The following is a 12997-nucleotide window of genomic DNA, read 5'->3' as shown; positions in this document are numbered from 1 at the left end:
ACGTTTGTTCACTTGCATTGTGATTACCTTGCGGTAAAAATGTTCATCTAGTAGAACCTTATTTGACATATGATGTCATATAGTTGATAGTTTATCGGCTAATTCGAGTGAGCCCTCTTGTGTTGTTAGCCAAGAGTGTTGTGAACTAAGATACTCAACTCATCGTACTGAGTTAGCTGAATTATATTTTTGAACGTAGTAGGAGAGCGAATGACTTATCAAACGCAATCAATGGCGCTGGCTGTACCACACAGCACTAGCAGTCTAGAAGCGTACATCCAATCGGTGACCAGCATTAATATGTTGGATGCAGATACCGAGTACGGCATCGCCAAGCGTTTACAAGAAAATGGCGATCTTCAAGCTGCCAAGCAATTAATTATGTCGCATCTTCGTTTTGTTGTGCACGTTGCTAAAGGCTACTCTGGATATGGTTTACCGCAGGCAGACCTTATTCAAGAAGGTAATATCGGCTTGATGAAAGCGGTTAAACGCTTCGACCCTGATGTAGGGGTTCGTCTAGTGTCTTTTGCTGTGCATTGGATTAAAGCTGAAATTCATGAATACGTGTTGAAGAACTGGCGTATTGTGAAAGTTGCAACCACTAAAGCACAGCGTAAGTTGTTCTTTAATATTCGTAAATCTAAAAAACGTTTAGGTTGGTTTAGTGACGCTGAAGTCACCATGGTTGCAGAAAATTTGGGGGTGTCGAAAGCTGACGTAACCGAAATGGAGTCGCGGATGGCAGCACAAGATCCCGCCTTCGACTTAGCCAATGACAGTGATGACGATAATCACGACTTTGCTCCAGCATTATATTTAGAAGATCATTCTTCAGATGTAGCTGATGAGGTTGAAAATGCGAATTGGGAAGCAGATTCTCAAACACGCTTATTTTCAGCCATCAAAACCTTAGACGAACGTAGTCAGCATATATTACGAGCGCGTTGGTTAGATGATAATAAAGTGACCTTGCAAGAGCTTGCATCTACTTACCAAGTTTCTGCGGAACGTATTAGACAGCTAGAAAAAAATGCTATGAACAAGCTTAAATCGTGTATGGAGTAAGTGCTCCTACGTGTTTTGTTGATAAATTAAAACCTGCTACGGCAGGTTTTTTTATTGCTAAAATTGGTCGATGTTATCGACGCAGCTTTATCTATTTCTTTATCTATTTCTTTATCTATTTCTATTTTAAGTCAATCCAGCTTTATCCAATTCAATCTAGCCTAATTAAAGTGATTGAATGCCATGCTAGGAAAGAGTCATATTTCGATGTTAATCATTGGATAAACAAGCTAATTTATAATACTTTTTTTGAGGCACATATCGTTGATTGAATCGCTTCAATAATGCTTTTTCTGGGGACTTTTAAACCGCTTGAAACGACTTGATGTGGCCATGTGAAAAACTGTCTAGGGCGCTTAAAACGTGCCAGTTTTGATTCAACTAACTGACTTAGCTGCAAGTTTACGGCATGTATATCAATCGCTTCTACTGTCATTTCATGAGTATTAAAAGTGGCACTATGGTTTACCTCAACGCTATGGCTGTTATCTATTGGGCAATAATCAATAATGGCCGCAGGTAAGTGGCCAAACGTAGCATCAGCAATGGCAAATACAATAGCTTGGGCAACATTAGGATGGCTTAATAACACCGCCTCAAGTTGTTCTGGATGAATATTTTCACCACCACAAATAAACATATTATCCACTCGACCCAAAATACTCAGTTGCCCCTCGGAATCTAATAGGCCCTTGTCATGCGTACAAAACCAGCCTTGATCATCCAATGGTAAGCTTAATCCTTGGTCAGTTAAATAGCCTAGAAATAAGCACTCACCTTTAACCCAAATGACTCCCTCTTTTAGCCTAAGCAGCCTTGAAGGTAAAGGGCGCCCATGATGGCCGGATAAGTTGGCTTTTGTTGTGGTAATTTGCGAGCTCATCTCGGTCATGCCATAGCTGGTATAAGCATTAATATGTTGCCGCTGTAGTGCCTCAATCAGTGCAGGTTCTATCACTCCACCGCCTAATAATAATGCGCTAATATTATTTAAGGCGGCAGGTTGCTGCTGCAGTATCTGTATTGCTTGGGTGGGCACTAATGACACGTGGGTAATAGAACTGTCTTGCAGCTGCTCAGCCAGTGACTGTGTAGCGTTTCGTAATACAATGCAGGCACCAGCTAGGGTACAACGATGAATAATGGCCAGCCCGCCAATATGAAACAGGGGCAGTGATAATAACCAGGCGTCAGACTGCTCCAGAGCAATAAAAGTCGCGGCTCCTTTGGCGCTGCTAAGATGGTTGATTAAACAATGCACTGCAGCTTTTGGGGTGCCACTTGAGCCAGATGTAAGAATAATATTTGATGCTATATTGGCTGATACCTCAACAGAGTTGCAGTTTGTTTGAGGTAATATTTTAGATAAATCAATATCGAGCCAATGGTTAATCTTAATGGTCGTTTTTTTGCTGGGAGTATCAGTCCAGAGCCATTGAAGCTTAAAGCGTTCGATAAGCTGATTAATCTGTACATCGGCAAACCGAGGCGACAATGGTAAAAATATCCATCCAGCATCAATACATGCCCAATATAGACATATCATCTCAATATTATTGTGTGATACACATGCGACAATATCGCCTTGCTTGACGCCTTGAGTTTGTAAATGGTGCACTAAATGAAGGACTAAACCACTTAAGCGAGCATAGCTAATACGCGAGTTAAGGCCGGTATTATCACCTGTAATGGTAACTTCAATGGCAGTGGCGTCGGGATAATTTAACCCAGCTTGATGCAAAGGTGACATCATGATTAATTTACCTTAGTTAAGTCACGTGCTTGGTCGCTATGGATGAGTTGCTGTAATACCTGATGATTGAGTTGCGGCGATAATCCTGATGTTGCGAGCAATATAGGCTGAGTAAAGGCGCTTAAGGTATCAAGACCTGGTGATTCATCAGGTGTTAAGGCTTGGCTTACCAAGCGTAAATCGCCAATGCCCATATCAGCTTCTAAGCTTGAACTTAATATGCAACGCACTCCCTCCAGATGAGCCTGACTGATCATACTCTGTAATTTTTCCAGCGAACCCAATAACATAGGTTTGATGATTAATGCCCCCAGACCGGGTTGTTGTAAGGCAATATCGAGATCAAATTGAGACAAGTTGAGTGATTCATCTAAGGCGTATTTAATCGCTAGTTGGCGGTATATTTGCATGTTATCACTCGGGTTTATGCAAGGTTCTTCAATGTATTCAATTTTGTGTTTGGGTAAGCAGGCTAAAAAGTCGATAGCTTGCACAGGGCTAAAACCGCGATTGGCATCTAAACGTAATGTAACCTGCGGCGCGATGGCCAGTACTTGATAAATAAATTCAATCTCGCTTACCATATCAGTTTGAGCTACTTTAACTTTAACACTGTTTATTGCGCCCTGAGTCAGTAGCTTTTGGGTAATAACCTCGGTCGACATGCCATGATAAAGTAACGGCACTACTGCAGATTGAGTTTGTGGGTTTACAATGCGAATAGGCAACTTATGGGTTAATTTTGCATGCAATAAGCTTAATGCAAACGCAAGTGATGGCAGCGATATCTGCTTGGCCATGTCATGTAATATTGCTAAGGGCTTGTCTATTAAATCTGCTAATACTTGCTGTAGTTTCGATTGCACCTCAGCAAGGGATTCTTGGCTAAACCCGGTTAACTCTTGGTTATTAATGTCCAAGCCAGACAGTGGCGCTATTTCAGCCCAGGCTGTTTGGTGATTATTGAGTTGGATCTCGAGTACCAAACCTTTACGAAAATCAATTCGTTGTTTACCTACCGGTAAACTAGGATTCAGTTCAATTTGATATCGATACAGAGTGCAGCTGGTTATTGTTACATCGACAAATGATGACATTATTATTCCTCTGAACTCGTTAACGGATCTACCCACAATAACTTAAGTAAAGTATCGGTAAACAATTGAGGATGCAGACTGTGAATATTATGTCCCGCGGCATGCAATGGATGTAACTGTAAAGTAGCTAACCCAGAATCTGCCAGTGTCGTCTGCCACTCTATAGCCACTTGAGCAAACTTGTTATCATTAACACCGTAAATAAAATGGCATGGACAGTCTAGCTGCTCAAGTACAGTGCGACAGTCTTGTTGCAAGCTCAATGAGGTTGCTGCGTAACAATTAGCTAAACGGTGTGGATGGTTTAACCGGCGTATGGCAATGAGTTGCTGCTTTTGAGTTTTGTTTAAGTCGTTAAAAACTGCTTGTTGATACCAAAGAGCGAGAAAGTTCGCTATGGGTAAATGCTGGAGTTTTTTCGCCCAGATATTATCGCTTTTGGCTCGCGCAGCTTGTTGCTGAGCGTCTTGCAAGCCAGGATGAGCAGATTCGAGAGTTAAGCTTAAGAGTGAATTAGCATAACTGTCTGCAATATGCAGCGCTATTCGCCCGCCTAATGAGTAACCCAGTAAATGAAACTGCATATAGCCCATACTATGCACTTTACTGACAATAAGCTCTGCTGTCTGGTGTAATCCTGGTGAATCTAGGGTGTCTTCATTAGCGCCATGGCCCGGTAAATCAATGCAAATACAATGGAAATACTGGCTTAAGCGTGGCATTAAAATAGACCAGTCGTCTTTGCTGCCCAAAAAACCATGTAGCATTAATAATGCTGGTAATTGTGGTTGGCCAAAACGACGGATTATTACCATTAGTGTTGTTTCACCCATTGGCTGATTTGGGTTATTTGATCGCTAGCTTGAGTTGGGCTGACATTCACTTCAATCACGGAGGCACACTTAAATTCAAAGGCTTCTTGATAAGCCTGATTAAACGACTCAATGTCATCTGCTTGTCGATAGGCCAAACCAAACATAGCGGCGCCATAGCCAAACTCTAAACCGTGGCTTAAGCGATAAAAATCATTGCGCAGGCTTTCATTAGGTACAGGCAACAAATTAAAAATGTTACCACCATCATTATTGAGTATCACCAACACAAATGGTTGAGTCATTTGCTTCAACAGCGCTAATGAATTGAAATCATGCAAGCAAGATAAGTCGCCCATCACTAGAGTTGTAGATGCATTTTTATCTGCGGCAACACCACAAGCGGTAGCAATTAATCCATCAATGCCCGACGCGCCACGGTTGGTATAAATTGCCGGAGTGTTAGTCGCAATTGGCGCATACATATCGTAAAGCCTTATAGGTAAACTATTACCAATAAACAGTATATGTTGATCAGTTTGTGCTAACGCTATAGCTCGTACGACCTGCGCTTCACCAAATGTCGTATTGTCAATTTGTTGTTTAAACAATGACTCTAGTGACTCATTTATCGGTAATAAATGTAATGCCCAGTTGGCTTGTGATGATCGCGGCCAAGGTAATTGGCATACCGCTTGAACACTGGCTTGGAAAAAATCTTTGGATTGATGAGTAGGGTCTAAGCGATCCCCGTGTTTAACTACATGCCAGTAGCTATGCCAAGATTGTTGGGCAATATATTGAAGTAATCGTTTTGAAATGAAACGACCACCAAATACGAGTATTCGCTCAGCTTGTTCGAGTTGTTTATTGGCTTTCGGGTTTAATAATAACTGGTCAACGTGGCCGATTACACCTGGATGCTGACGCAGCTGTGATTGTGCATCAACTAATACTGGCCAGCCTAGTTTTTGTGCTAACGCGACGATTTGCTGTGGATTATCTTCAGGCGCTAAGGTGCCAACCACAATCACGCCTTTACCATGAACAAAGCGCATTAAGGTGTCTGTTGTCGGTAACTCAGCACTCGTTAGGTTAGCATAGCGTGTCAGTGGCTTAGAGTTTTCAAACCACTGGTTTAATGGCGCAAGATAGGTTGATGTTGTCACACTGGCCATTTTCTTTACATGGGTTAATGTCACTAATTCTGTGGGATAAAGCGGCTCACGGTACATGCAGTTTATGTGTACCGGCTGATGTTGATTCGCTACCGCATGATCGATAGTACTCAACAATGCATTAGCCGGATATCCAAGGTCAGGCGTGGGTAAGTTAACTTGCTTAGCATATTGAGCAAAAATAGCAGGCTGAATAATTGCTTGATTCGCGCCACAATCAATCAGCTCTGGTGGTCTGTCACCAGATAAAATAATCAGTGGAACATGGGTTAACCACGCCTCAACAATGGCCGGATAAAGATTGGCTACGGCGGTGCCTGAGGTGGTAATGATGGCGACGGGTGCATTGCTGGCTTTTGCCAGTCCCAGGGCCATAAACCCTAACCCACGTTCGTCAAAATGAATATGCCGTGTCAGTTGGGTTTGACTAGCAGCGGCCAATGTCAGCGGAGTTGAGCGAGAACCTGGCGCCATACAGACATGCTTAACGCCTAAGCGTGCAAGCTCCTCCAAGATCAATTGACCCCATAATAAATTCATATCGGCGCTGGTCTGTTGTTGCATATTGGCTCATATTACAAATAAATAAACGAATATTAGTGTAACGCCAAGTTAGCGTTATATCTAAGATTTAGCGCAGATTTTTATTTAAAATCTACAAAATAAGTGCCTAAAGCTAGCATTACATATCAGGTATATTCGACCTTGTTTTATTTTTGTTGTGCTAAAGTTATTAATATGATTTATATAAAGTATTAAAAACAATAACAACAAGGACCCTTGGAATATGGAGTCAGCTGCCTTATTAAAAAGAGTCGATGAGTTACCGCGTTTACCTAAAGCGGTAAGTGAGCTATTAGATGCGGTAAATAATGACAATAGCACAGTAAAAAGTATCTCAGCTAAAGTAGCTCAAGACCCATTAATTAGTGCCAGAGTATTAAGACTGGCTAACTCTGCTCATTTTGGTCGAAGCCGCGAAGTGGGCAGCATAGATGAAGCGGTGATCCGTTTAGGAATACAGACTTTACGAACCTTAGTGATTGCCTCCGCGGTTATTGGTGCGATTCCTAATGTTGATGGCGTTGATTTAGCAGAGTTTTGGGGCGAGACATTTGAGGTAGCATTGTACGCACAAGAAATGGCTAAGCGCTGCGGTGTGCCGCCAGATGAGGCGTTTACTTGTGCAATTTTACATAATATTGGCGATTTATTGATTGCCGTAGTTGAGCCACTAGTGGCATCCAAAATTCGATTGGCAGTACAAGACGGTGGCGATAAGCAACAACTTGAAACCGAGTTACTCAGTTTCGATTCTCCATCGGTTGGGGCGCTATTGGCTAAAACCTGGAAATTTACCCCATCATTGGTACAAGGGATTCAATATCAACGAGCTCCGTTAGCGGCAAAACCAGCGTCTAAACTTGCCTCAGTAATTTATTTATCGCATCAAGTTTTTCATCATTGGGATGATGATCGCGATGAAGAGTCTCTTACCGCTTGGTTAGCCAGAAAAGCCAATAATGAAGCTGGTATTATCAAGATGGATGGGTTAGCCGACAAGTTTGTTGAATTGCGTGGAAAAGGCTTAGAGATAGGTAAGCAACTAGCTTAGAGATAAGTAATTAGCTTATTTCCACTATTAACCATAGAGCTCTGTATGCAGAGCTTTTTTATGCCTGATTATTAATCCATTCGCTCAAAACCACATGAGTTTTAATTTTGACGATGTCAGCTTGGGCATCAATAAATTCACGGATTTCATGCAATCGCTGCATCGAATTAGCATGCACATAGACCAGCAAATCCATATCTCCAGTAATGCCTTGGCAAGTAATCACTTCTGGTATGGTGGTAAAAATATGGATAACTTCAGCGCAACGGGCACAGCGATGTTGAATTTCAAAGTATGCCGACACACCTTGTTTTTGCGATTCACTTAACAGAACTTGATAACCGCGAATCACTCCCGTTTGCTCCAGCTTCTTAATCCGTTCGGTCACTGCGCTACGCGACAAATTCACTTGCTCGGCAATAAACGAAATACTCTGTCGAGCATTGTGGCGTAATTCGTTTATAATCGCGTTATCAAATTTATCCATGATTTATATCCCGAAAATTGAGAGCCCCAGCTACATTCGGTCATTATGACGGTTAGTTGCTACTTATCCGTCATATTGTCGGTTTAGCTAAGCAACTTGAGCTCATTAACCCGCAGAATGTTTTACTGTTTGGCTTTATAATATCGCAATATATCACAGCAAGAATAAGATAATGAATCAAATGACCGCAACAATAGGGCGTTGGCAAGGTGCAGGCTTAATGGCCACCACTTTGCTAGGCACCGGGGTATTTATTTTACCGCAAATGACCATTGAAGTAGCAGGCTCAGCCTCGCTGTTAGCATGGTTATTATTAACAGTTGCGATTATTCCTGTCGCATTAGTGTTTGGTCTGTTAGCGAGTCGTTTTCCTCATGCAGCTGGCCCAGCTTACTTTATTGAAAAAGCATTTGGAGCCACCGCAGGGCGAACTATTGGATTAATCTTTTTATTAGTGATCCCAATTGGTGCCCCCGCTGCCATCTTAATGACCTTTCAATTTCTAGATGCGCTGGTGTCGATATCTGGGCTAGGCCAATTAATTGCAGAATTATTGATTGTTGCAGTGCTCTTATTGCTCAATGTTAAAGGCATTCAGGTATCGGCAAAATTACAATTTGCACTCACCTTGCTGATTGTGGCAGTAGTGGCGATACTATTTGGTGCCAGTGGCTTAAATGTCGATCAGCTAGAAAATTTTGCTCATAGCAGTCATCCTCAATTTAGTGGAGTGATGTTAGCCATGGGTATTGGTTTTTGGAGCTTTTTAGGTATTGAAGCCATGACCCATCTTGCTAGTGACTTTCGTGAACCCAAAAAAGATTTGTTGCCAGCAATGATGATGGGCACGGTATTGGTGGGAATTATCTATTTAGCCTGCACTTTTTTGCTGCTCATGGTACCAACCGAAGGCGATGGTTTAGCAATGATATCGGCATTTGACTATTTATTATCAAACACCTTTTTAAGCGGATATGGCGCGTATATTATTGGTGTATTAGGCATAGCCAGCGGGTTAGCTACAGTGAATGTTTATGCTGCTAGCGCCGCACGTTTATTGTGGAGTTTCAGTAAAGAAGGTATTTTGCCGCGCTATTTCGATAAGTTAAACCCTCACGGTGTACCCTTTAGAGCCTTGTTTGCCATTTTAGGTGCCATGGCGGTGGTAATTGTCATCACCTTTTACAGCACCCAAGAATTGGAAGACTTAATTGCATGGAGCAATGGCGTATTTGTGATTATTTACTTATTGGCAATGTTGTCTGCGGTTAAGTTACTCAGCAAGCGATATCTACCGTTAGTGATTGCAGGTTGTTTGTTTTGTGTTGGTTTGGGCATCGCACTGGGCAGCAATATGATCTACGCCATGGTCTTGGTGTTGGTTATCGCACCTTTTATGTGGTGGCAAAAAGCCCATCTTACCCGTAAATATTTATTGAGTAATAGCCAAGGTTAATTGGCTATTACTTAGCGAGTTTCCATAGCGATATTGCGCATTTGGATTAGCTCACTGTGCTTTAAGTGCAATAAATCGGCGGTGCGACGAATAATTTGGTCTTCATATTGTGACAATTCACCGTCGGCATAGGCTAATTGCCACATTGATAGTAGTAGTTTTTGTTTATCATCAATACTAAATTGGGCATTAATTTCGGCTGTAAATTCAAATAATGATGTAGCATCTTTACGGCTTTGCTTTGCTTCTTCTATTAGGGTTGTGGCTTCTTCTGAGCTAATGCCTAAAGTATTAATGAGCATTTCGGGCAGTAAAGCCACTTCAGCAGCCGCTAAGTTTTCGTCGGCATATACCACTTCTTGTAACAGGGTTGCTGCCGCAAGATTAAGATTTTTTTGTTTATCTTCAGGGCTACTTTCTTGAGTATGCGATTGGAGAAACTGCTTTAATTTGGCGATCATAATTATTTTTTCCAATGTTACTATTCATTTTTATGCTAGCAAAAATGCTAATCCCAAGCGAATAGCTTGGGATTAAATAATGTTAACGCAAGCTCTACTGCTGTTAAGCCGCTAGATGCTTAAAGATGACTATAAGACAGAGCCTAGGCCCTTCATTAATAAATCAACCGTGCCCTCACCACCACTTTGTTGCAGATAGTTTTTAGCGATATCCACCATAGGAGCAATATATTCCTTTGAAATACCTAGCGCTTCAAAAGCATCATATACCATAGCACTACCTTGTAACGCTGAACCTAAATTACCTGCTTGTGATAATAATCCTGACATACCATTGTCTGATGTTAACGCAGGTACTGCAGCTAATAGACCGTCTGCATTAGGGATGCTGTCGCTTAATTGACTGAAATCATTTTCACCTAAATTAGTTTGAGCCAAACTAAGTAGTGAGCCTAAGCCGCCTTGTGCTTGGGTTTGAGTTAGTCCAAGTTGAGACATAACGTCACCCACTAAAGCACTTGATTGCTCTGTTGTTTCAGCTTGTGCAATGGTTTTGGCTTGTTCTGTTGCTGGTTTTTTAGTTATTTCAGCCACGTTGTCTAACCAGCCCGCAGATGCTGGTGCTGAGAATGCGAAGACGGTAAACAGTACCGGTAATGCGGATGCTAATTTCATAATGAGTGTCCTTTAATGTGGCTCAATGTCTAAACTTAGGCATCATTTTACCCTGATTTACATAAATGCGACAGATGATCGCGACTTTTGCTCATTAGACTTGTGCAAAATGCATTTTTTTTGGGTATCCTAAGCGCAATATTTGTTGTTAATAGATTACTGGAACCCACATGTCATTGTTTGCAATTTTGACTGAAGCATTTAACTTTTTTCGAAACCACATCCGTCAGCTTGCCGTACTGACTCTGCCATTACTGTTAATCCAAGTCGCTATTCAACTTTGGCTAGGTAATGAAATGTTGCAGGCTGATGCTGAAAACCCACAATTTGGTGCAGTCCATGCAGCAGCAATGATGGTGCTATTGTTGGTTTTTTCATTTTTAATTGCCGCATTAACCTTATATTTAGAGCTGCGCTCCCAAGGTCACGATCTTGCGCCGGCACAAATATTAAAGGCTAGTTTACCGTTTGTACCGCCATTATTATTGGCTGGGGTATTTTCTGGTTTAGCTATTTTAGGGCCAGTAATGATTTTTGCTGCGTTTGGGCCATTATGGTTAATTGGGCTATTAGTTAGCTTATACCTGTTTTCTCGCCTAGCTTACGTAAACTTTATGGTAGTGGTTGAGCGTTTAACACCGTTTGAAGCGATTAAGAGTAGCTTTAAATTTAGTGGCCCAATAACAATTAAAACTATTGCGGTATTAATGTTATACGTGCCATTGTCTTTATTGGCGGGCATGTTTTCTCAAGTGGCAATGCAAGTTGGCTTTCCGTTACAACTGGTTGTAGAAGCGACTTTCTCGTTCCTAGGTTTGTTTGTTAATATCGCCCTGTTTAGATTGTATATGGTTAATCGTAAAACACCGGATGCAGATAAAACAGAGGCATAAATACGTTGTAGACACTCAAAAGGAGATGCCATTGTTAAATGATATTGAGTTTATTGATGGTTTCTCTGCTGAGTTAAGCGACGATTATCGTTTAGCCAAAAGCTATGTCCGAGATATTCCTACCCAAGCGCTGGTGTATATTCGCAGTTTTACCCATAAGCTCACCAGTCAATTAGCCACGCCTCATGGGCTTAGATTCACTAGCCCCAATTTATACGACCGTATTGAACAATTACATCAAGCTCGATTAATTGATCCGCCCGCAGTACGCACATTACATCGCCTGCGTAGTGACGGTAATCGTGGCGCACATCCTGAAAAATATCATTTAACTCAAGCACAACTGGTCACTATTGCTGAAAAATCGATTGAGCATATTTTGCAGTTGATTAACAAGCTGTATCCACTAGTGCAGCAGCAATCAGCACCTGCGTATCAATTTGAAGCTTTTGATTCATTTGCCGGACGCGATTTATGTTATCGCGCCGTGATGGATAACGACGCGCAAGCGCAGTATTTAGTTGGTATGTCATTAAAAGCTAAAGGCTTAATGTTGCAAGAACAAGAGCAGGCTTTAGCCCAGGTATCACTTGCGAGTTTGCAGGTTACTGAGCTGGATTCTAGCACGACAACATCTGTGCGCCACTCTGCTGCGGATGCATTTGCACAAGCGGGTTATTGGTTTGCTTTAGCATCAACTCAGCATCAAGCGGCCCTATTTGAACATGGTGTGAGTTTACTGCACGGTTATTGTAGTATTCCAAATCTAATGGAAGGTGAGCAACTTATTGCCCAGGCTGCTGAGAAAAGTATTGTTGAGGCGCAAGCATTACTGGGCTTTTTTTACCTTGTTGGCAGTCATCAATTTACCGTTGACTTAACACAAGCCGAACGCTTATTGACCCTTGCCGCCAACGCGGAAAATGCCGAGGCAATGTCTAATCTTGGAGTGTTGTTTTATCAACACCAACAGTTTGAGCAAGCATTTTTATGGATTAATAAAGCCGCGCAAGCTGGTTATCCCAATGCACAATATCATTTAGCCCTCACACTGGCTGAAGGTTTGGGCTGCCAGATAGACTTGCTAGCAAGTCAGCAATGGATGAACGAAGCCGCCGAGCAAGGTCAGGTAGATGCTATGTTGCATTGCGGCAGTGCTATTTTACATGACGACAATGCCAGCCAACAACAGCGCACTAAAGCCGAGCACTATTTACACCAAGCGATTAAGTATGGCCGCAATGTTAACGCAATGATTGAGTTAAGTGTGGCGTTAGCCGACGGTATTCTAGGCCACATTGATGTAGTGCAAGCGGCGTATTTACTCACACTGGCAAGAACACATGCCAATGACGATCACTTGCATGTTATTGAACCCTTGTGGCAATCATTAGCCATGCAAATCGACAGTGTCATTGCGCTTAACCCAAGTGAAGATGAATTAGTGACCTTGCAACAGGCAAAGTGCTTACTCGAGTAACCGCTGTTTACTTTATATGGTT

At 42.0% G+C, this 12997-nt stretch carries 12 protein-coding genes; 5 read left to right on the top strand and 7 right to left on the bottom strand.

Annotated elements, in window-relative coordinates; genetic code table 11:
* Positions 1-210 precede the first annotated feature (210 nt).
* Entirely contained in the window at positions 211-1068 is an 858-nt protein-coding gene (rpoH, locus tag EGC82_RS21090; RefSeq protein WP_124732496.1) for an RNA polymerase sigma factor RpoH, read from the top strand.
* A 235-nt stretch (positions 1069-1303) separates the two neighbouring features.
* On the opposite strand, the gene menE is transcribed toward rpoH, so the two are convergent.
* Genes menE through menD form a run of 4 tightly spaced genes read right to left on the bottom strand, consistent with a single transcriptional unit; the run spans position 1304 to position 6472 of the window.
* Complete coding sequence (menE, locus tag EGC82_RS21085; protein ID WP_124732495.1) at positions 1304-2821, bottom strand: o-succinylbenzoate--CoA ligase; 1518 nt, start codon at positions 2819-2821, stop codon at positions 1304-1306.
* 2 nt (positions 2822-2823) lie between these two features.
* Positions 2824-3918, bottom strand: a complete 1095-nt coding sequence (gene menC, locus EGC82_RS21080; protein ID WP_124732494.1) for an o-succinylbenzoate synthase — start codon at positions 3916-3918, stop codon at positions 2824-2826.
* A 2-nt stretch (positions 3919-3920) separates the two neighbouring features.
* Positions 3921-4733 (bottom strand): 2-succinyl-6-hydroxy-2,4-cyclohexadiene-1-carboxylate synthase, encoded by an 813-nt coding sequence (gene menH / locus EGC82_RS21075; RefSeq protein WP_124732493.1) that lies wholly within the window; start codon positions 4731-4733, stop codon positions 3921-3923.
* Positions 4733-6472, bottom strand: coding sequence for a 2-succinyl-5-enolpyruvyl-6-hydroxy-3-cyclohexene-1-carboxylic-acid synthase (menD, locus tag EGC82_RS21070; RefSeq protein WP_124732492.1), 1740 nt, complete (start codon positions 6470-6472; stop codon positions 4733-4735). The genes menH and menD overlap by 1 nt, the downstream gene beginning before the upstream one ends.
* A gap of 223 nt (positions 6473-6695) precedes the next feature.
* Here menD and EGC82_RS21065 point away from each other — a divergent pair, with 223 nt between their 5' ends.
* On the top strand, positions 6696-7523 hold the full coding sequence (locus EGC82_RS21065) for an HDOD domain-containing protein (RefSeq protein ID WP_124732491.1): 828 nt from the start codon (positions 6696-6698) through the stop codon (positions 7521-7523).
* Positions 7524-7581: 58 nt separating this feature from the next.
* Here EGC82_RS21065 and EGC82_RS21060 read toward each other — a convergent pair whose 3' ends face one another.
* On the bottom strand, positions 7582-8010 hold the full coding sequence (locus tag EGC82_RS21060) for an Lrp/AsnC family transcriptional regulator (RefSeq protein ID WP_124732490.1): 429 nt from the start codon (positions 8008-8010) through the stop codon (positions 7582-7584).
* Positions 8011-8182: 172 nt separating this feature from the next.
* On the opposite strand from EGC82_RS21060, the gene yjeH reads away from it, so the two are divergent.
* The gene (yjeH, locus tag EGC82_RS21055) at positions 8183-9466 is read left to right on the top strand and encodes an L-methionine/branched-chain amino acid transporter (protein ID WP_124732489.1); all 1284 of its coding nucleotides are present in this window, start codon (positions 8183-8185) and stop codon (positions 9464-9466) included.
* Positions 9467-9477: 11 nt separating this feature from the next.
* On the opposite strand, the gene EGC82_RS21050 is transcribed toward yjeH, so the two are convergent.
* Positions 9478-9927, bottom strand: a complete 450-nt coding sequence (locus EGC82_RS21050) for a tellurite resistance TerB family protein (RefSeq protein ID WP_124732488.1) — start codon at positions 9925-9927, stop codon at positions 9478-9480.
* Between the two features lie 129 nt (positions 9928-10056).
* Positions 10057-10602, bottom strand: coding sequence for a DUF2780 domain-containing protein (locus EGC82_RS21045; RefSeq protein WP_124732487.1), 546 nt, complete (start codon positions 10600-10602; stop codon positions 10057-10059).
* A gap of 170 nt (positions 10603-10772) precedes the next feature.
* Here EGC82_RS21045 and EGC82_RS21040 point away from each other — a divergent pair, with 170 nt between their 5' ends.
* Complete coding sequence (locus EGC82_RS21040; protein ID WP_124732486.1) at positions 10773-11495, top strand: hypothetical protein; 723 nt, start codon at positions 10773-10775, stop codon at positions 11493-11495.
* Between the two features lie 31 nt (positions 11496-11526).
* Positions 11527-12975 (top strand): tetratricopeptide repeat protein, encoded by a 1449-nt coding sequence (locus tag EGC82_RS21035; RefSeq protein WP_124732485.1) that lies wholly within the window; start codon positions 11527-11529, stop codon positions 12973-12975.
* Positions 12976-12997: the final 22 nt, after the last annotated feature.

Origin of the sequence: Shewanella livingstonensis (genome assembly GCF_003855395.1) — a bacterium.
Classification (GTDB): domain Bacteria; phylum Pseudomonadota; class Gammaproteobacteria; order Enterobacterales; family Shewanellaceae; genus Shewanella; species Shewanella livingstonensis.
This window is presented reverse-complemented; position numbering and strand designations above follow the sequence as displayed.